The sequence below is a fragment of the Arthrobacter sp. 135MFCol5.1 genome, assembly GCF_000374865.1.
In the GTDB taxonomy this organism is placed as follows: domain Bacteria; phylum Actinomycetota; class Actinomycetes; order Actinomycetales; family Micrococcaceae; genus Arthrobacter.
Map to the genome: position 1 here is coordinate 318,266 of NZ_KB895454.1, position 18,457 is coordinate 336,722.

General features: G+C 65.3%; 18 protein-coding genes. 5 read left to right on the forward strand and 13 right to left on the reverse strand.

What is annotated here, in order from left to right; genetic code table 11:
* Window positions 1–60: 60 nt before the first annotated feature.
* Window positions 61–2,073 (forward strand): M3 family metallopeptidase, encoded by a 2,013-nt coding sequence (locus C563_RS0107670; RefSeq protein WP_018761459.1) that lies wholly within the window; start codon window positions 61–63, stop codon window positions 2,071–2,073.
* A 262-nt stretch (window positions 2,074–2,335) separates the two neighbouring features.
* Here the strand turns inward: C563_RS0107670 and pdxS are convergent, their stop codons facing one another.
* The 6 genes from pdxS to C563_RS22080 form a co-directional block, all read right to left on the reverse strand.
* On the reverse strand, window positions 2,336–3,262 hold the full coding sequence (gene pdxS, locus C563_RS0107675; protein WP_026264497.1) for a pyridoxal 5'-phosphate synthase lyase subunit PdxS: 927 nt from the start codon (window positions 3,260–3,262) through the stop codon (window positions 2,336–2,338).
* Between the two features lie 137 nt (window positions 3,263–3,399).
* Entirely contained in the window at window positions 3,400–4,023 is a 624-nt protein-coding gene (gene pgsA, locus C563_RS0107680) for a phosphatidylinositol phosphate synthase (protein WP_018761461.1), read from the reverse strand.
* Window positions 4,013–4,600 (reverse strand): HIT family protein, encoded by a 588-nt coding sequence (locus C563_RS0107685; RefSeq protein ID WP_018761462.1) that lies wholly within the window; start codon window positions 4,598–4,600, stop codon window positions 4,013–4,015. Before C563_RS0107685 ends, pgsA begins: the two co-directional genes overlap by 11 nt.
* Window positions 4,601–4,618: 18 nt before the next feature.
* Window positions 4,619–6,628 (reverse strand): threonine--tRNA ligase, encoded by a 2,010-nt coding sequence (gene thrS / locus C563_RS0107690; protein WP_018761463.1) that lies wholly within the window; start codon window positions 6,626–6,628, stop codon window positions 4,619–4,621.
* Between the two features lie 126 nt (window positions 6,629–6,754).
* A complete protein-coding gene (locus tag C563_RS0107695; RefSeq protein WP_018761464.1) occupies window positions 6,755–10,246 on the reverse strand; it encodes a DNA polymerase III subunit alpha in 3,492 nt (1,163 codons plus the stop codon).
* Window positions 10,243–10,566, reverse strand: a complete 324-nt coding sequence (locus tag C563_RS22080) for a DUF6504 family protein (protein ID WP_081624119.1) — start codon at window positions 10,564–10,566, stop codon at window positions 10,243–10,245. Before C563_RS22080 ends, C563_RS0107695 begins: the two co-directional genes overlap by 4 nt.
* A gap of 132 nt (window positions 10,567–10,698) precedes the next feature.
* On the opposite strand from C563_RS22080, the gene C563_RS0107700 reads away from it, so the two are divergent.
* Window positions 10,699–11,088: a hypothetical protein gene (locus C563_RS0107700; protein WP_018761465.1), complete on the forward strand. Its 390-nt coding sequence runs from the start codon at window positions 10,699–10,701 to the stop codon at window positions 11,086–11,088.
* Window positions 11,089–11,096: 8 nt separating this feature from the next.
* Here the strand turns inward: C563_RS0107700 and C563_RS0107705 are convergent, their stop codons facing one another.
* Complete coding sequence (locus C563_RS0107705) at window positions 11,097–11,420, reverse strand: chorismate mutase (RefSeq protein WP_018761466.1); 324 nt, start codon at window positions 11,418–11,420, stop codon at window positions 11,097–11,099.
* Between the two features lie 16 nt (window positions 11,421–11,436).
* Here C563_RS0107705 and C563_RS0107710 point away from each other — a divergent pair, with 16 nt between their 5' ends.
* On the forward strand, window positions 11,437–11,859 hold the full coding sequence (locus C563_RS0107710; RefSeq protein ID WP_018761467.1) for a VOC family protein: 423 nt from the start codon (window positions 11,437–11,439) through the stop codon (window positions 11,857–11,859).
* A 27-nt stretch (window positions 11,860–11,886) separates the two neighbouring features.
* Here C563_RS0107710 and C563_RS0107715 read toward each other — a convergent pair whose 3' ends face one another.
* Window positions 11,887–12,648 (reverse strand): SOS response-associated peptidase, encoded by a 762-nt coding sequence (locus C563_RS0107715; RefSeq protein WP_081624120.1) that lies wholly within the window; start codon window positions 12,646–12,648, stop codon window positions 11,887–11,889.
* Between the two features lie 131 nt (window positions 12,649–12,779).
* On the opposite strand from C563_RS0107715, the gene C563_RS0107720 reads away from it, so the two are divergent.
* Window positions 12,780–13,037 (forward strand): mycoredoxin, encoded by a 258-nt coding sequence (locus C563_RS0107720; RefSeq protein ID WP_018761469.1) that lies wholly within the window; start codon window positions 12,780–12,782, stop codon window positions 13,035–13,037.
* 43 nt (window positions 13,038–13,080) lie between these two features.
* Here C563_RS0107720 and C563_RS0107725 read toward each other — a convergent pair whose 3' ends face one another.
* From C563_RS0107725 to C563_RS0107740, 4 genes are all read right to left on the reverse strand, one after another.
* Window positions 13,081–13,830, reverse strand: a complete 750-nt coding sequence (locus C563_RS0107725; protein ID WP_018761470.1) for a lipoate--protein ligase family protein — start codon at window positions 13,828–13,830, stop codon at window positions 13,081–13,083.
* 77 nt (window positions 13,831–13,907) lie between these two features.
* Window positions 13,908–15,578, reverse strand: coding sequence for an ABC1 kinase family protein (locus C563_RS0107730; protein ID WP_043423913.1), 1,671 nt, complete (start codon window positions 15,576–15,578; stop codon window positions 13,908–13,910).
* A gap of 47 nt (window positions 15,579–15,625) precedes the next feature.
* The gene (locus C563_RS0107735) at window positions 15,626–16,168 is read right to left on the reverse strand and encodes a PadR family transcriptional regulator (RefSeq protein ID WP_018761472.1); all 543 of its coding nucleotides are present in this window, start codon (window positions 16,166–16,168) and stop codon (window positions 15,626–15,628) included.
* Window positions 16,169–16,275: 107 nt separating this feature from the next.
* A complete protein-coding gene (locus C563_RS0107740) occupies window positions 16,276–17,079 on the reverse strand; it encodes a thioesterase family protein (RefSeq protein ID WP_018761473.1) in 804 nt (267 codons plus the stop codon).
* Window positions 17,080–17,236: 157 nt separating this feature from the next.
* On the opposite strand from C563_RS0107740, the gene C563_RS0107745 reads away from it, so the two are divergent.
* On the forward strand, window positions 17,237–17,914 hold the full coding sequence (locus C563_RS0107745) for an endonuclease/exonuclease/phosphatase family protein (RefSeq protein ID WP_018761474.1): 678 nt from the start codon (window positions 17,237–17,239) through the stop codon (window positions 17,912–17,914).
* Between the two features lie 21 nt (window positions 17,915–17,935).
* Here the strand turns inward: C563_RS0107745 and C563_RS0107750 are convergent, their stop codons facing one another.
* Window positions 17,936–18,451, reverse strand: a complete 516-nt coding sequence (locus C563_RS0107750; RefSeq protein WP_018761475.1) for an NUDIX domain-containing protein — start codon at window positions 18,449–18,451, stop codon at window positions 17,936–17,938.
* Window positions 18,452–18,457: the final 6 nt, after the last annotated feature.

The window sequence follows — 18,457 nt, forward strand, 5'->3', positions numbered from 1 at the left end:
GCGCCGCAGCCGCCTTTTCGGATAATTGAGAAGCGTGGCCTGCTGTGAAAGGTTTACCCCATGACGAACCCGCTGCTGACCCCGAGTCCCTTGCCGTATGGCCTGCCGCCCTTTGCACTCATCACCGCTGAGCACTACGGGGAGGCCGTCAGGGCAGGGTTGGCGGAACACGTGCGCGAGATCAACGCCATCACAGACTCTGAAGAGGCCCCGACCTTCGAAAATACTGCACTTGCCATGGAGCGCTCGGGGCAACTGCTGAACCGGGCGGCAGCTGCCTTCTTCACGCTGGTTTCCGCCGACGCCTCGCCGCGGATCAGGGAACTGGAAACGGAACTGTCGCCGCTCCTGTCAGCCCACCAGGACGAGATATATCTCAATCGGGCCTTGTTCGACAGGTTTTCCGCGATCGACACCGACCGCCTCGACGCCGAATCCGGCCGGCTGGTGGAGGAATACCTCAAGGAGTTCCGCCAGTCCGGCATCCAGCTGGACGACGCCGGCCAGGAACGCCTGCGGGCCATCAATGCCGAGCTGGCCCGACTGGGCACCGAATTCGGGCAGCGGGTGAAGGAAGGGATGAAATCGGCCGCCCTGTTGCTCGATGATGCCAGCGACCTGGCGGGCCTGCCGGCGGACGATGTCGCCAGCGCCGCCGAGGCCGCCCGCACCGCTGGGCACGAGGGGAAGTTCCTGCTGACCCTGATCCAACCCAGCAACCAGCCGGCCCTGGCGGCGCTGCAGGACCGGGACGTCCGGCGCCGCCTGTTCGAAGCATCGGTGGCGCGGGGAAGCGATGGCAGCAGCCTGGACGTCCTGGACCTGGCCCGGTCCACGGCCGGCCTGCGGGCCGAGAAAGCCCGGCTGTTGGGCTTCGCCAATTACGCCGAGCTCGTGGCGGACCGGCAGACGGCGCCTGACTTCCAGGCGGTCCACACCATGCTCAACCGGATGGCCCCGGCTGCCGTCCGCAATGCCGACGCCGAGGCGGCAGCCCTGGCGGAAATTGCCGGCCACGCCCTGGAACCCTGGGACTGGGCTTTCTATTCGGCCATGGTGCGGCGGGACAAGTACGACGTCGACGAACAAGCCCTCCGCGCGTACTTCGAACTGGACCGGGCCATCACGGACGGCGTCTTCTTCGCCGCCACAGCACTGTACGGGATCACGTTCCACGAGCGGACCGACCTCCAGGGCTACCACCCGGACGTACGGATCTGGGAGGTCCGCGATGAAGACGGCGCCGGCCTGGGCCTGTTCCTCGGTGACTACTTCGCCCGCGAAACCAAGCGCGGCGGGGCATGGATGAACTCGCTCGTTGAACAGTCCGCGCTGCTGGAGTCCAGGCCCGTGGTGATCAACACCCTCAATATTTCCAAACCGGCGGCCGGTGAACCCACGCTGTTGACCCTGGATGAGCTGCGCACCTTGTTCCACGAATTCGGCCACGCACTCCACGGCCTGTTGTCAGCGGTCACCTATCCGCGCTTCGCCGGGACGTCCGTGCCGCGGGATTTTGTTGAGTACCCATCCCAGGTCAACGAAATGTGGATCATGTGGCCCGAGGTGCTGGCCAACTACGCCCGCCATCACGTCACCGGGGAGGCGTTGCCCCGGGCCGTCGTGGAGCGGCTGGACGAATCGCGGTTGTGGGGAGAAGGTTTCGCCACCACGGAGTACCTCGGCGCGGCACTTCTCGACCTCGCCTGGCACGTGCTGGAGCCGGGAGATATCCCTGATGACGCACTGGCCTTTGAGGCGAAGGCCCTTGCAGCGGCCGGAGTCGGGCACCGCCTGATTCCGCCGCGGTACCGGACCGGGTACTTCCAGCACATCTTCGCGGGGGCGGGCTACGCGGCAGGTTATTACTCCTACATCTGGAGCGAGGTGCTCGACGCCGAGACCGTCGAGTGGTTTAAGGAGAACGGCGGCCTGTCCCGGGCCAACGGGGACTTCTTCCGCACCGAACTGCTCTCCCGCGGCAACAGCCGCGACCCGCTGGAGTCCTTCCGGGCCTTCCGCGGCCGGGACGCCCGGCTGGATCCGCTGCTCAAGCGCCGCGGCCTGGAGTAACGCCGCATCGATTGCCCAGTAAGCGTCGTTTAGAGCCCCCAAAACGACAAGTACGGAGCAATCGATGCAAAAGAACGACGCCGGTCCCCCACCAAGAGAGGTGAGGAACCGGCGTCGTACTATAAAGAAAAGCACGACGGTGGGTGCTGATCCGGCAGCGTGCGTAAAAGGGGCCCCGCCCCCAGCCACCACCAAAAATGGCGGCAGCGGAAGGCGGGGAATAGCACGCCGAGGATCAGCGCCCACCGGGCGCGGAAGCGACTTACCAGCCGCGTTCGGCGAGGCGGTGCGGCTGGGGGATTTCGTCGACGTTGATGCCCACCATGGCTTCGCCCAGGCCGCGGGAGGCCTTGGCGATGACGTCGGGGTCATCGAAGAAGGTGGTGGCCTTGACGACGGCGGCGGCGCGCTGGGCCGGGTTGCCGGACTTGAAGATGCCGGAGCCGACGAACACGCCGTCGGCGCCAAGCTGCATCATCATGGCGGCGTCGGCCGGGGTGGCGATGCCGCCGGCGGTGAACAGCACGACGGGCAGCTTGCCGGCAGCGGCAACTTCCTTGACCAGTTCGTACGGTGCCTGCAGTTCCTTGGCCGCGACGTAGAGCTCGTCTTCGGGGAGGGCTGCGAGCTTGGCGATCTCGGAGCGGATCTTGCGCATGTGGCCGGTGGCGTTGGAGACGTCGCCGGTGCCGGCCTCGCCCTTGGAGCGGATCATGGCCGCGCCCTCGTTGATGCGGCGCAGGGCCTCACCGAGGTTGGTGGCACCGCAGACGAAGGGAACCTTGAAGTTCCACTTGTCGATGTGGTTGACGTAGTCGGCCGGGGTCAGGACCTCGGACTCGTCGATGTAGTCCACACCGAGGGACTGCAGGACCTGGGCTTCGACGAAGTGGCCGATGCGGGCCTTGGCCATGACCGGGATGGACACGGCGTCAATGATCTGGTCGATCATGTCGGGATCGGACATGCGGGACACGCCGCCCTGGGCGCGGATATCGGCCGGAACACGCTCCAGCGCCATGACTGCCACGGCACCGGCGTCTTCGGCGATGCGGGCCTGCTCGACGTTGACGACGTCCATGATGACGCCGCCCTTGAGCATCTCGGCCATGCCACGCTTCACGCGGCTGCTGCCCGTGACGCTGTTCGCGGACGAACCGGCCTCGTTGCTTACATCAGGTGTAGACACAAAAACCCCTATGGGTAGACAGATGATCTTCGCCGGGCATGCGGCGGCAGCTGCCGGAGGTGCACGCACGGATTGCCGGGTCGCTTGACCGGGCACTTATATACTAGTCCCCCGCCGCACGGCAGGCTTAATCATGTCTAATCCGCGGGTGTGGGCTCCGCCAAGGCCTGCCGGCGCACGGAGGTGATGCGCTGGACCACCGTCACAAGGCTTGCCGCCGCGAGGAGGACCAGTGTTGCCAGGAGCACCACCGCGGGGAGGCCCAGCCCCGTGAGGCCGGTCACCACCAAGACGGACACCAGGCGTTCGGCCCGCTCCGCGATCCCCACATTGGCGGTGAACCCCAACGACTCGGCCTTGGCCCGGGCGTACGAGACAACCATGCCCAGGACAAGGCAGACCAAAGCTGCCGTGGCGATGATGACATTGTTGCCGCCGGTGTAGAACCAGACGGCTACCCCGGCAAAGAGCGCGCCATCGGCGACGCGGTCCAGGGTGGAGTCAAGGAAGTTGCCCCAGCGGCTCTTCACGTCCTGCATCCGGGCCATGATGCCGTCCAGGACGTCGGAAAAGATGAAGGCCGTGATAAAAAGCGTTCCCCAAAAGAGCTGGCCCAACGGGTAGAACACCAAAGCCCCCACCGCCACGCCGAGGGTTCCTGCGATGGTCACCGCGTCCGGGGACACGCCCATCCGAAGCAGCCAACGGGCCAGCGGGGTGAACAGTGCGGTGAAGAATCCGCGGGCGTGCCTATTCAGCATCCGACTCCCCGGGCCAGGCCTGGGCCACTTGTTGCCGGACCTCGTCCAGGGTCTGGGTGATGGCCTTGGTCTGGGCAATGATCGGGAAGAAATTGCCGTCCCCGCCCCAGCGCGGAACGATGTGCTGGTGCAGGTGTGCGGAAATGCCTGCTCCGCCGACAACGCCCTGGTTCATGCCAAGGTTGAAGCCCCCTGGATTGGATACCTTGCGCAGGACCCGCATGGCCGTCTGGGTGAGCTCGGCGAATTCGGCTGTTTCCTCACGGGTCAGGTCCGTGTAGTCCGGGATATGCCGGTAGGGGCACACCAGAAGGTGGCCGGGGTTGTAGGGAAACAGGTTCAGCACCACGTAACAGGTGCTGCCCCGGTAGACGATCAGCGCTTCTTCGTCTGTGCGGGCGGGCCCTGTGCAGAAGGGGCAATCGTCTTCGTTCTTGAATTGGTGCTGGCCGCCCTTGATGTAGGCCATGCGGTGCGGAGTCCACAGGCGCTGGAAGGCGTCCGGGACACCGGCGAGGTCGAAATCGTCGGTAACGCCGGCATCACCTGGATACCCTGCGCCTGTGTTCTCCTGCACTCTGCTGCTTCCGTTCGGCTAGCTGGTCCGGTTGCGGACGGCTTCGGTGATCCGCTTGACCGCTTCGGCCACGGGCACGCCGTTGTCCTGGCTGCCGTCGCGGAAGCGGAAGGACACGGCTCCTGCCTCCGCGTCGTCGCCGCCGGCGATGAGCACGAATGGAATCTTGTCCTTGCTGGCAGTGCGGATCTTCTTGGGGAACCGGTCCGAGGAGGTGTCCACCTCGGCGCGGATTCCCGCCGCTTTAAGCTCGTCGACGACGTCGAACATGTACTCGTTGAAGGCCTCCGCCACGGGGATGCCCACCACTTGGACCGGGGCCAGCCAGGCGGGGAACGCGCCGGCGTAGTGCTCGGTCAGGACGCCCATGAAGCGCTCCACGGATCCAAACAGCGCACGGTGGATCATCACGGGGCGCTGGCGGGTTCCGTCCGCGGCCTGGAACTCGAGTTCGAACCGTTCGGGCAGGTTGAAGTCCAACTGGATGGTGGACATCTGCCAGGTCCGGCCGAGCGCGTCCTTGGCCTGCACGGAGATCTTGGGTCCGTAGAACGCGGCTCCGCCCGGGTCCGGTACCAGTTCCAGCCCGGACTCCTGTGCCACCTCGGCGAGGGTCCTGGTGGCTTCCTCCCAGGTGGCGTCGTCGCCCACGTACTTCTCCGGGTCCTTGGTGGACAGTTCCAGGTAGAAGTCGTTCAGTCCGTAGTCCTTGAGCAGGTCCAGGACGAAGGTCAGGGTCTTGGTGAGCTCGTCCTTCATCTGCTCGCGGGTGCAATAGATGTGGGCGTCGTCCTGTGTCATGCCGCGGACGCGGGTCAGGCCATGCACCACGCCGGACTTCTCGTACCGGTACACCGAACCGAATTCGAACAGTCGAAGGGGCAGTTCGCGGTAGGACCGGCCGCGGGCGCGGAAGATGAGGTTGTGCATGGGGCAGTTCATCGGCTTCAGGTAGTAATCCTGGCCGGGCTTGCGCACGGTGCCGTCCTCATTGAGTTCGGCGTCCACGTGCATGGCGGGGAACATGCCGTCCTTGTACCAGTCCAGGTGCCCGGAGACTTCGTACAGGTGGCCCTTGGTGATGTGCGGGGTGTAGACGAACTCGTAGCCGGCCTCGACGTGGCGCTGGCGGGAGTAATCCTCCATCTCCTTGCGGATAATGCCGCCCTTGGGGTGGAACACCGGCAGGCCGGAGCCAAGCTCGTCCGGGAAGGAGAAGAGGTCAAGTTCGGAGCCGAGCTTGCGGTGGTCGCGGCGTTCGGCCTCGGCAATGCGCTCCTGGTAGGCCTTCAGCGCGTCCTTGGTGGGCCAGGCGGTTCCATAGATGCGCTGCAGCTGCTGGTTCTTCTGGTTGCCCAGCCAGTAGGCAGACGAGGACCGGGTCAGCGCGAAGGCGTTGGAGATGAGCTTGGTGTTGGGCAGGTGCGGGCCACGGCAGAGGTCGCACCAGACAGTGGTGCCTTCCTTGCGCTCCACGTTGTCGTAAATGGTGATGTCACCGGCGCCGACCTCGACGTTAACGCCCTCCCCGGCCTCGGCAGCGCCGTCCTTCTTGCCCAGCAGTTCAAGCTTGTAGGGCTCGTCCTTCATGGCCTCGCGGGCCTCGTCCTCGCTGACCACGCGGCGGACAAATTTCTGGTTCTGGTTGACGATTTTGAGCATCATCTTTTCGAGGGTCTTCAGGTCCTCAGGGGTGAAAGGCTCGGCCACGTCGAAATCGAAGTAGAAACCGTCGGTGATGTAGGGGCCGATGCCAAGCTTGGCGTCGGGACGCAGCTGCTGCACTGCCTGCGCCATCACGTGGGCAGTGGAGTGGCGCAGGACGTTCAGGCCGTCGGGGGAATCGATGGTGACGCCCTCCACTTCGGCGCCCTCGGGAAGTTCCTGGTCCAGGTCCTTCAATTCGCCGTTGACGCGGGCTACAACAACGTCACGGCGCTCAAAGAAGAGTTCCGCACCGGTTGTCCCGGTAGTCACCTTGGTCTCTTCGCCATCGACGAGAAGGGTGATCTGCTGGGCATCTGACACGGGTGTCTCCTATTCAAAGTTCAGGCTTCATAGCTTGTGGCATACGGGGACCACAGCCAGCCATCGTCAATGCTATCGGTTCCGACTGGGGCCGACCAACGCGGCAGGTGGTGCCCGGGGCTTGGTTCAGCCGCTGAAACCGGTGATGGCCAGTGCCCTGCTGATGCCGTCAAGGGGATGTGGACCGTCAGAGTCCGCATGCGGTGTTGATTCCGGGAACGGCAAAGTCGCGGTCCTGGCCAGGTCCCAGGCCATGCTCGCGCTCAGGCTGATGCCCCGGGGTCCGGTCCTTCTGGTGGTGCCCCGGATCAACAGCAAACGGGTGCCAAAAAGGAGGGGCCCTGCACTCTCCTGGGCTTCATGGAAGAAGACTGAGTCCACGCAGCCTGTGCCGTCGTCGATGCTGATGAACACAACCCGCCTTCCGCCGCGCATGGGAGGGGTCTGGGTGGCCACCCGCACACCGGCCACCAGGACCTCGGTGCCGTTGCGCAGGCTGAGGAGTGAGTCAGCAGTGGTGACGCCAAGCTTGTCCAGTAACGGCCGGTGGCTGTCCATCAGGTGGCTGCTGACATCGACGGCCATGAGATCGAGTTCGGCCCTGACATTCTCCACCAGGGTGGGTGCCGGGAGTCCGGGTTTGATATTTCGCAGTTCAACATCCCCCAAGGGCAGGGAAAGTTGCCCTTCAAGGACTTCAACTCCCTTCCGTGCCCCTTTGCCTGCTTGGAGTTGTTGGAGGTGTTGCACAAGATCGGCCCGGTTTGCGTGGCCTCCCGCTTCACGGTGCAGTGAATCGAAGGCGCCCAGCTGCGCCAGGCGCCTGATGCTGGGCTTGCTGAGCCGCGAGCGCGCCCTGAGGTCCGCCAAAGAGTCGTAGGGCTGTCCGGCGACAATCCGCTTCAATTCCGTCGCTGAGAGCCCGTAAATACCGTTCAGGCTCAATCGGATACCCAATTTTCCCTGGTCCTTGCCTTCCTCCACCCGTTCCACCCGGTACTCCGCCTGGCTGCGGTTGATGTCCAGGGGCAGGATGGGGATGCCAAGACGCCGGGCTTCGGCTACCAGCAGCCGCTTGGGATACATTCCCGGGTCATGCTCCCAGAGCCCGGCGAGGAACGCTTCCGGATGGTGGGCCTTGAGCCAGGCAGACTGGTAGGTGGGCACGGCAAAAGCGGCACCGTGGGCCTTGCAGAAACCAAAGCTGCCAAAGGCCTTGAGGGTTCCCCAGACCTTGTCCACCACGTCAGGAGCGTAATTGCGGGCACGGGCTTCGCGGCGGAAGAATTCCTCCACCGCAGTCTCCAGCGCTTCGTTGCCCAAGGCGCGCCTGAATTCGTCCGCGCGGGCCAGCCCACAACCGGTCATGACATTGAACGTCTTGAGGATCTGCTCATGGAAGACCGTCACTCCATGGGTTTCCTGGAGAACGGGCTTGAGGTCCGGGTGCGGATACACCTCCGGGGCGAACCCATGGCGGTGTTCCAGGAAGGGACGGACCATGTCCGATTTCATGGGTCCCGGCCGGAACAGGGAGATGTCGATAATGAGGTCGTTGAACTCCCGGGGTGCCAGCTTTCCAATCAGTTCCCGCTGGCCCGGGGATTCGATCTGGAAACACCCGAGGGTGTGGGTGCTGCGGATCAGCTCATAGGTCGGTTCGTCATCGAGGGGGACGGCGTTGAGGTCGATCCGGCCGTCAGCGGCGATGTAGTCAGGTCCCCTGCCATCCGGACCTGCCGGGTGGCGGCCAGCAGCCACCACCTCGGCCTTGGAAGGGTGCAGGCGGATCACTTCCCGGACCGCGAAGGCCATGGCGCTCTGCATCCTGACGCCGAGGACATCGAGTTTGAGCATTCCCATGGGGTCCATGTCGTGTTTATCGAACTGGCTCATGGGCAGGCCCAGGCCGCTGGGCTGGACAGGGGTGCGGTCCAGGAGCGTGGCGTCTCCCAGGATGACACCGCAGGGGTGCATCGAGATATGCCGGGGCAGCCGGTCCAGCCGCTCCGTCAGGTCGACCAGAAGGTCCAGCTGCTGGTTTCCGTCGGCGTCTTTGTGCTCCACCCGGCCGGCGAACTCCTTGAGTTCGGGTTTTTCCTGCAGCGCTTCGCGGAATTTCCTGGCCGAGAACCGCCACAACTGCTTGGCAATCTCCCCCACCTCGTCATCGTCCATCCCCAACGCCATCCCGGCGTCGCGCACTGCCCCGCGGGCCCGGTAGCCGTTTTGCATGCTCATCAGGGTGACGCGCTCTGAGCCGAAGCGTTCGAAGATTTGGCGGTAGACGTTGTGGCGTTCAGCGCTTTCAACGTCGATGTCGATGTCCGGCAGGGTGGCACGGTCGTTGGAGAGGAACCGTTCAAAGATGAGATCGTGCTGCAGCGGATTTACGTGGCTTACCTCGATCAAATAATTGACCAGGCTGGACGCCCCGGACCCACGGGCTGCCGCCCTGACTCCCATGTCCTGGATCATCCGGGATACCTCTGCCACAGTCAGGAAGTAGGACGAGAAGCCCAGGTTCCGGATGATCCCCAGCTCATGCTCAAGCCGTGCCATCATCGTTTTTTCGTCGTGTCCGCCGATCCCCGGGAACCGCCTGCCAATTCCGGCATGGCACCGCTGGATGAGTTCCATATGCGGATCCCGGGTAATGCCAATGACTGATGCCTCCGGCACCACGGGCTGCTTCCATCCCATGTCCGAGGTGGGGTCCATCCGGCAGAGGTCGGCGAGCGCCTCGGTTTGGGCCATCAGTTGCTTGAGGTCAGCGGCCCCATACCCTGCTGCGGTAATGATTTCCTTTCCCAGGCCGAGCATCTGTTCCGCGGTTTTCAGCCACCCCTGGCCTGTGGGCTGGAGCAGCGGTTCCCCTGCCAGCTCCGGCAGGGACTTCAGCGTCCGGGCAGAGTCAAGGACATCCGCGGTTGGCGCCCCGTCCGCAGCGCAATACCGCACCGCGTTGCTGAGGATGGCGGGGACGTGGTGTTCTTCGGCGAGCCGGAGCATGCGGACTGCATGGGCAGTGCTGAGGGGGAAGCCGGGCGCGCTGAGCTGGGAGACGATTTCTGCAACGACGGTTCCCGCGGGCATGGCATCCAGCCATTGTTTGAAAAGGGTTCGGGGACGGAGGTACCGCCTGCCTCCCATGGCCTTGCCGACGTCGGAATCCGGTCCAATCAGCACGGTCAGCACCGGTTTGAGCGTTGCCGGGTCGAGGGTCCGGGAGGCCAATTCGGCGCGGGTGACCGCTACCGGCACTGTTCCCCCGGCCTTCCCGGAGGTCCGGGCGTGGGCATCGGAAACCAGCCGGCATAGAGCACGATAACCCGCGCCATTGTTGTGCCCGCGGGCGAGCACCACCACCCGCCCGGCTACCTGCGTGCGGTGGTCCCCGTCGTCGTCGAAGACCGCAAGGTCCACCCCCACGATGGGGTCGATGCCTGCAGCCATGCAGGCTTTGAGGTGCTTGATGGTGCCATACAGGCCGTCCCGGTCGGTGCATGCCAGGGCAGTGGCGCCGTCGCTTGCGGCGGCCTGTGCAAGTTCCTCCGGCCAGGAGACGCCGTAATGGGCGCTGAATGCTGTGGAAACGTGAAGGTGGGTGAAGCTCATGCTGTTCTGGGGCGAAGGGCGTCATGGATCCGCAGCAGCCGCCACCGGCCGCTGCCAACATGCCGGGTGAGGTCGAGGGTCAGGGGTTCTGAAGCATTGTTCCCAGCAGCGGGAAGCACCTGGATTCGCCAGATTTCGTGGTCCACCACGCCAGGGCCGCTCCCCAGGGGAGCCCTGGCGTCTTCAGCCCACCACTGGCGGCGTTCATACCACCGGACGGGGTCTGCGCAGACGAGATAGTCCCTGCCTGCCCACGTTAACGATTCAGGCTGCCCGGAGGGGGAACATGCCACGTCTATGGACTCGCTGAACATGCCCATGCGCGCCTCCCGGACGGTTCTTCCCAAATGCTCCATTCGAATATGTGTTCGAATAAATCAAGTCTACGCCGGGGAGCCGGCAAAACATAGGCGGGGGTGGACGGACCGTGCGGCAGGGAGCAGGATGATGGCATGAGTACCGATGACGCACTCCTGAAGCAGGCAAGCATCAAGACCCAGGACTCCACCCTGGTGGCCACGTTCGATATCGATGGCGCCATTCCGGAGTCCGGCGCCTACGTGGTGGGCTTGATGGGAGCCACGCCGGACTATTCAACGCAGCGGCGGCTTTGCATTGAATTCATGAACGGTGAGGCCATTGCCTGCTACGCGTTCAACCGGGACCAGGGAATCGAAGAAGATTACGACCTGTCCGGCGTATCCCACTCGGAAAACACCATTACCGGGAGCTTTCCCGCCACGGCCTTGAACGGGCTCGGGAAAGGACACGTCCTGTCAGCCTTCAGCGAGGCGGACGGGCGGGAGTTCCAGCATGGGGTTCCGGTAGAGGAAACCCTGTAGGGGTTTCCTTAGCTGTTTTCCTTATGGATCTTCAGTTCGAGTTCAATGAACGCGGAGATCATGGCCCGGTAGGTTGACTCGACGATGTCCGGGTCAATGTCTTTTTTCTCTGCCGCGGCCCGGACGTGCTCGATGATCCGCTCCACCCGGCCGGGGGCCCGCACCTCGGCGTCGTCGCCTTTCAGGGTGCCGGCGATCCGGATCAGCCGCTCGCGGCGGGCGATGAGGGTAACAATCTGGTCATCCACCTCATCGACGGCAACCCGGACAGCTGCGAGCTGTTCCCTGTCGGCCTGGGCATCCCGATCGTTTCCTTGAATTGTCGCCATCATCTGACAGTATCGAAGCATGGAGCCAAGAGTCGACTTTATCTCCCTCGGCGTCCGCAGCGTTGACCGGTCGCGGGCTTTCTACATCGACGGCCTCGGCTGGCCGGTCCACCGCGAGGTTGCCGGGGAGGTGCTGTTCATCCAGGTGAACCACGGACTGGTGCTCTCCCTCTGGGACGCCCGGCAGATGCAGGCGGAGGCAGGCGTCAGCCCGCCGGACGGGGTTCCCTGCATCACCCTCAGCCATAACCTGGCCAGCGCCGGGGACGTGGACCGGGTCATGGAAGAGGCCGCAGCGGCGGGGGCAGCCATCATCGCCGAACCCGTTACCCAGCCCTGGGGCGGCTACACGGGGTACTTCGCGGATCCTGACGGCTTCCGCTGGGAAGTCGCCTACAACCCCACGTGGACCGTGGACGACGCCGGCACGGTCACCGTGTGACGGCGTCCGCACCCTGGGCAGTGGCTGCTAGAACAGTGCCTCCACAGGGCGGATCAGGTCCGGTCCGTTGTTGCGGACGTTCCCCACGTCCTTGCCCACGGACTCCACGTGCCAGTCGGCGGCAGCTTCCTTGACCCCGGCCCGCACCAGGTCCACAAGGGCGGCTGCGTCGTCAGCCTGCGGGTCCAGCCAAGCCTGCGTGGTGGCCTTGTCCATGGGCAGGGGCACGCGGTCGTGCAGTTCCGTCAGCTTCCCGAAGATGGTGGATTCAGTCCCGGGCGGTGGGGTGTCCGCCGTGAGGATGGAAGTGGACAGCAGCCAGCGCCCTGGTTCCCCTTCCGGAATGGACGGGTCCTTCCACCACTCGTAAAGGCCGGCGAATACCAGCCCGTGGTCCTCACCGGGGTGCACATAATAGGGCTGCTTGGACTTCCCGGGCCCTTGCTTCCATTCGTAGTACCCGTCGGCGGGGACGGCGCAGCGGCGTGACTTCACGGCCTTCCTGAACGCAGGCTTCTCCAGCACCGATTCGCTGCGGGCGTTGATCATGCGCGACCCGATCCCGGGATCCTTGGCCCAGGACGGGACCAGGCCCCAGCGGGCCACATGCAACTGCCGTACCTGCCGGGCCCCTGCAGCATCCTCCACCAGCCGCTCCAGGACGATGGGGACGGCGTCCGTTGGCGCTACGTTCCACGACGGCGGGATGCTGACCTCCTCCTCCAACTCGGCGTCGAACTCGGCCAGCAGGTCCCCCACGGCGCGTGCCATTACGTAGCGTCCACACATGGGACCAGCATGCCACCGTCGCCACATACTGTCATGCAGCCGCCCCGCCGCCCCGGAAAGTCCGGGAATACCGGCGGCCACGCTACCGTTGACCGTAAGGAAACCTTTCAAGCGACGTTTAGGAGATCCGCGTGGACTTCACTCCCGAATCCGGCACCATCACCATGTTTTCCACTACTTGGTGCGGCTATTGCAACCGGCTGAAGAAGCAGCTGGACGCAAAGGGCATCGGCTACACGGAAATCAACATCGAAGAGGTGGACGGCACCGCCGAACTCGTGGAGAAGCTGAATGGCGGCAACCGCACCGTTCCCACCGTCCTGTTCCCGGACGGCTCCGCTGCCACCAACCCGTCAGCTGCTGAGGTCCAAAGCAGGCTCGCTGCCTAAGCGGCAGGAGACAGCCGGCTTCGCGCCGAAGAACTGATGCGGGTCACGCCCCCAGGCTGCTGAAGGAAGCAGTTTCCAGGGTGGCGTGGCCCGCATACGTTTCCAGGAGGGCATGCTCCACGGCCGCCACATCCAGCCCGGGTACCAGGTCGTCGGCGGCGCCGGCCGTGGACGGGTCCCAGTCCAGGCCGAGGGCGGCATAGCTGTCCGTGAGCACCTTCCGGATCGGGCCTGAATCCTCCACCACAATCACCGAGCTGAACAGCCAGCCACCGGAAACCACCCGTTGGGCGGTGCCGACCAGCTTCACGCGGCGGGAGCTGTCGGCCGCATCGGTTCCGTGCACACTGAACTCGCCGGGGCAGTATTCGCCGGGAATTTCCCCTACCGCGGCCTGGACCCCGACGCTTCGCAGAGCCTGGGCAAAGAGCTCACCGAAATAGGCGAACCGGGCTTTGGACCCGGCTACTGCGTCGGCGTCCGGTTCGATGTGGTCCACCACCAAGGTCCCCTGGTGGTAGGCGGCGGCCCGTCCCCCGGCCCTGCGGACCAAGGGCTCAAATCCGTTGGCCAGGCAGGCCCGTGCGGCCGCATCAAATCCGGGCAACCGGGTGTCCCGTTGCCCGAAGGCGACGGTGGGAGCGGGCCGGTACAGGCGCAGGGTGGGACCGAGGCTGCCTGACCTGGCCCTGGCCAGCAGCTCCAGCCCGAATTCGAGGTCACGTCCCGCGCCGAGGGACACGTCCTGCCGCACCACAGTCAGCGGGCGGGCGTCGGTACCGGTGTGGTGCATTGTTGCTGAACTCCCTGGGGTCGATGGCCGCCGGCGGACAGGCCTCCCTTAGGTTACGCCCGACGACGGCACGGGCCTTAACGGCCCCGGCGCCCTGCCCACACTGCGTGCATCAAGGGAACGGCAGAAACGGCCATCAGGACGTTGCCGAAAACCAGGTCGTCAGAGCGGACGATGGCGCCCGCCACCAGCAGCGCACCGAACACCAGGGCCGAACCGGAGCGCCGCGCCGCCCTTTCCAGCCGGGCAGCCTGCCGCTCCAGCCGCGGGACTGCGACCTCAAGCGATCCTTCCTCGAGCCGGCCGGCCAGGGCGTCCAGCCTGCCGGGCAGGCGGAAGGCGGTAGCGGCGGCATCGAGGGCCTGCCGGGCCACGTCCTGGACCACGTTGCCGCGTTCGTTCCGCAGCAGCTGCGCGGCGTAGGGTTCCACTGAGTCCCAGAGGTTGAAGCGCTCATCCAGGGCGCTGCATACCCCTGACGTCAGGGACATGGCGCGGATGATCAGGAGGAAGTTCTCCGGCAGCTGGAATGGCAGCGAGCGGACCACGTCACCGAATTCCACCGCGAAGTCGCGGAACTCGCGGGGGTCCACCTCGCGGAGTTCGGCAAAGCCCATGCCGCCGAAGCGGGCGAAAAGCTGGGTCATGGCCCGTTCCAGTCCTGCGCTGTCCGCCGACGGCATCAGCACGCCGACGTCGTTGATCGCCGCCACGAGTCCCTTGCCGTCGCGCGCGGCCGCAGCGATCAGGAGCTTCCGCAGGCCGCTGCGCGTGGAAGCCGTGACCTCCCCCATCATGCCGAAGTCGATGAACGTCAGCTTCCAGCCAGGTCCCCCCGTCCCTGCAGGGACAGGCGTGACGAAGATGTTGCCCGGATGCGGGTCGGCATGGAAGAACCCGTTGGTGAAGAGCTGGTCGAACATGATGGACGCGAAAACGGGGGCCACCGCGGCGGGATCGATGCCGGCGGTCCGGAGCGCTCCCGCATCGGTGATTTTGATGGCCGTGACGTCCTCGAGCGTGAGTACGCGGCGGGTGGTGCGCTCCCAGACGACTTCCGGCACTGCGACCCTGGCGTCGCCGGCAAAGTCTGCGGCGAAGCGTTCGGCGTTGACGGCCTCGCGCAGGTAGTCAATCTCCTGCAGGCTGATCTGGGCGAATTCCTCCACCAGCGCCGGCATGTCCGCGCGTCGGGAGACGAGGCGGACATGGCTGAGCCAACCGGCCACCTTCCGAAGGGCGGCGAGGTCGACGTCGACGATCGCGCCGATGCCCGGACGCTGTACCTTCATGACGACGGCGTCCAGGCCCGTATCTTCGGCGTCCAGGAGATTCAGGCGGGCGCGGTGGGCCTGGCCCAGGGAGGCGGCCGCAATCGCGGATTCGTCCACGCTGGCGTAGACCCGGCCCACGGGGGCACCCAGTTCACGCTCTGCCAGGGCGGCGATCAGCGGGAAGGCCACGGGCGGCACCTCGTCCTGAAGCCCTTCGAGTTCTTTGGTGATTTCGGGCGGGAGAACGTCGAGCCGGGAGGACAGGAATTGCCCCACCTTGATCATCAGGCCGCCGAGGTCGATGGCCAGGTCGTGGAACCGGCGGGCAAAGTTCTGCATCCGTCGGGACCGTGTCCGCGTGGAGATGCTGCCCAGCCCCACCCTGGGCAGCAGCAGTTCGAACCACCACGTGGTGGCAAGATGCCAGGCGGCAAACCGGAGGATCCGCCGGTACCGGCCGCGGTGTTCCCGCATGGGCGACGCCGGGTCGGCCCGGTCCCGTACGGTCAGCGCCACCCGGGTCAGTCCTGCGCGAGGATGGCGTACAGCCGCCGGCGGGCCTCGTCGAGCACCGCCACTGCCTGCTGCACCTGGTCCGGTGAACCGGTCCTGCCCACCTGCGCCGCGGCCTGGGCCAGCTCAATCCCGGCCTTCGGAAGGGAGGCGCCGCCGGTTCCGAAGGTGGCGGCCGCGGGATCCCAGGGCGCGGACCCGTGCAAGTCAGCCGCCTCTTCGCGGCCCGCATCGGTCAGCGAGTAGATCTTCCTGCCGTTGGATTCCTCGGCCCTGATGGACCCTTCGTCTGCCAGGAGCTGCAAGGTGGGGTAGACGGACCCTGCGCTCGGCTTCCAGCTGCCGCCGCTGCGCTCCTCAATCTCGTGGATGACCTGGTAACCGTGCATGGGCTGCTCAGCGAGCAGCGCCAGAATCGCCGCCCGGACCTCGCCTTTCCCGGCCCGGGTTCCAGCCCGTTTCTCGAACCTGGAGCGAAACTCTTCGACCGCTTGCCACATTCCGTCCAGGTTGTTCCCGCCGAACCCGCCTGCAGGGTTTGAACCACGCATGATGCACTCCTTCGTCAATCGCGAACGATACACAACGATACTCAGCGATACATTCCGGCACCATAGCCGGACGGCCGGTTTCCGGGGCCGGAAAGGCCCAGGCGGCGTCAGGTCCTGCGCAAGGTGAGGATTTGCTCCGCCCGGCCGAAAGGTCCCTGCCGGTCGTGCAGCACCGTGGACGTCAGCCCAATCCCGTCCGAGCCGAAGGAAACGGCGTTGTCCAGCCCCAGCCACTCCCCTTGCGGCCGGCGGTACATGTGGATCTGCAGGTCCAGGTTGGGGAAGGCATAGCTGTCCTTGCCGGGCGGGACCCTGGCGGCGATTCCGTTGGCCGTGTCCACCATTCCCATCAGCCGCGCCAGGTCGCCAGTGTCGGCCCGGTCGGTCAGCGGGTGCCCGGTGCGGAGCCACACTTTCCCGGCGCCGGGGCGGTGCCCCTCAGCCACCCGCATTTCCAGGGAACGGATGTAGCCTCCCGGCCACACGGCCGAGCCGTCATACGGCTTGCATTCGTCCGGGCCCGGTATGGCCGTGTCTTCGACCTCTGCTACCGGGCTGGTATCGCTGGTCAGCATGCGCCACGCCGTGGCACGGATGGCGGTACGGCCGCCGGCCACCAGTTCGGCCTGCACAAGTTCAATGGTCCTGCCTGGCCGCAGCGTGGTGGTCTCGATCCGGAAGTCGCCACCGGGGATCAATCCCAGGATCTCGTAGCTGATCCGGGCCATCCGCATGTCGTCGCGCGGCTGGTGCCGTTCCAGGAGGTCAGCCATCAGGCCCGAGGCCGGCGCCATGTGCTGCTCGTGGGTGTTCCAGGCACCCTGGGCATGGATGGTTGACCGGAACCGGCCCCCGCCCAGTTCCTGGTAATAGAAGTTGCCCTCGGCGAGTTCAGGCAGGTCTGCAGTCAAAGCTGGCCCCTTAAGCAAAGTTCAGTGAATTGCCACTAACCCTATCGCCAGTGAGTGCGCCGCGACGCGGCAGGCAACGAAATGTTGGCGGGTACCACAGCCAAGCGGACTACACTCAGGAACTGGTCCTGTCAGCAACCCTCAAAAGAGGTGTTTCATGCGCGTCATCAGCTACAACCTCCGCAAGCATGCCGCAAGCGGCGAACTTCTCGCCCTGGCACGGAATCACGACGTCGATGCGCTGTGCCTCCAGGAGGTGGATTCCAGCGACCTCCCGGAGACCCTGGGCCCCCTCCATCTGGCGGATGCCACCAAGGGCAACAGGCTGGGCCTGGCCATCTACTACCGGACCAGCAGGTTCACGGCCCTGGACACGCAGTCCTTCGCGTTGAAGAAATCGATGCACGACAGGGTCCTTGCACCGGCCCATGAGCGGCTGATCGGCACGCGGGTCATGGACAACCAGACCGAACACGAACTGGTGATCGGCTCGTTCCACGCAGCACCCCTGACGGCGTCGAACTCATTGCGGCGAAAGCAGATCCACGCGGCCCACGCGGAACTGCTCAGCATGGGCAAAGGCCTGATGACGCTGATGGTGGGCGACTTCAATTATCCGTTCTTCACCAAGAACCTGGATATGCACATGAAGAACTCCGGCTATGCCCTCTCCTTGAGCAACCGGCGCACCTACACCCGGTACAAGGTTTTCAAGGGCCATTTCGACTTCGCCACCTCCCTGGGGCTGGATATCGCCAGCGTGGAAACCCTTCCGCGCGGCAATTCAGACCACCTGCCCATCCTGGTGACAGCCGAGTACGGCGAAGGCTACTAGGCCCGGCTGCAACGCCGCCAATTACCAGGACTCCCCGGCGTCCAGTTGTGCCATCAGGTCCGGCCAGGCTGCTGCGAAACCGGGGTGGAGTTCCATGCCGTGGACCTCAGCCACCGGAACCCAGAGAAGGGCAATGCTCTCCGGATCGCTGATGACCGGCTCAAAGGACTCCCGCACACGGACCACCACGGTGGTGTAGGACCAGTAGCCATGGTCCAGCACGGAGGTAAAGAGAACGTCGACGTTGCCGGGCGGAACCGACGCTTCCTCGTAGGCCTCCCGGAGGGCGCCGTCAACCGGCTCTTCGCCCTGGTGCAGGGCCCCGCCGGGCAGGCCCCAGGTTCCGCCGTTGTGACTCCATACCGCGCGGTGCTGCAGCAGGACTCCCTTGGCGGGATCCCAGGCCAGGACCCCGGCCGCTCCGAACCTGCCCCAGAACCGGCCGCGGTCACCTTCCACCCAGGCGTCGCCCGGATCGCGGGGGCCGGTCCGCGGCGGCGGAGTGGAGGACAGGCTGGAGGGCGGGTAATGGTCCATTGCCCC

Bases quoted from the DNA above. Each gene is read 5' to 3' on its own strand.
- C563_RS0107750 (WP_018761475.1), bottom strand. From the start codon at position 18,451: ATGGACCATTACCCGCCCTCCAGCCTGTCCTCCACTCCGCCGCCGCGG.
- C563_RS0107695 (WP_018761464.1), bottom strand. From the start codon at position 10,246: ATGAGCTTCACCCACCTTCACGTTTCCACAGCATTCAGCGCCCATTAC.
- C563_RS0107725 (WP_018761470.1), bottom strand. From the start codon at position 13,830: ATGCACCACACCGGTACCGACGCCCGCCCGCTGACTGTGGTGCGGCAG.
- C563_RS0107730 (WP_043423913.1), bottom strand. From the start codon at position 15,578: ATGCGGGAACACCGCGGCCGGTACCGGCGGATCCTCCGGTTTGCCGCC.
- C563_RS0107710 (WP_018761467.1), top strand. From the start codon at position 11,437: ATGGAGCCAAGAGTCGACTTTATCTCCCTCGGCGTCCGCAGCGTTGAC.
- C563_RS0107700 (WP_018761465.1), top strand. From the start codon at position 10,699: ATGAGTACCGATGACGCACTCCTGAAGCAGGCAAGCATCAAGACCCAG.
- pgsA (WP_018761461.1), bottom strand. From the start codon at position 4,023: ATGCTGAATAGGCACGCCCGCGGATTCTTCACCGCACTGTTCACCCCG.
- C563_RS0107705 (WP_018761466.1), bottom strand. From the start codon at position 11,420: ATGATGGCGACAATTCAAGGAAACGATCGGGATGCCCAGGCCGACAGG.
- C563_RS0107715 (WP_081624120.1), bottom strand. From the start codon at position 12,648: ATGTGTGGACGCTACGTAATGGCACGCGCCGTGGGGGACCTGCTGGCC.
- C563_RS0107745 (WP_018761474.1), top strand. From the start codon at position 17,237: ATGCGCGTCATCAGCTACAACCTCCGCAAGCATGCCGCAAGCGGCGAA.
- C563_RS0107670 (WP_018761459.1), top strand. From the start codon at position 61: ATGACGAACCCGCTGCTGACCCCGAGTCCCTTGCCGTATGGCCTGCCG.
- C563_RS0107735 (WP_018761472.1), bottom strand. From the start codon at position 16,168: ATGCGTGGTTCAAACCCTGCAGGCGGGTTCGGCGGGAACAACCTGGAC.
- C563_RS22080 (WP_081624119.1), bottom strand. From the start codon at position 10,566: ATGGGCATGTTCAGCGAGTCCATAGACGTGGCATGTTCCCCCTCCGGG.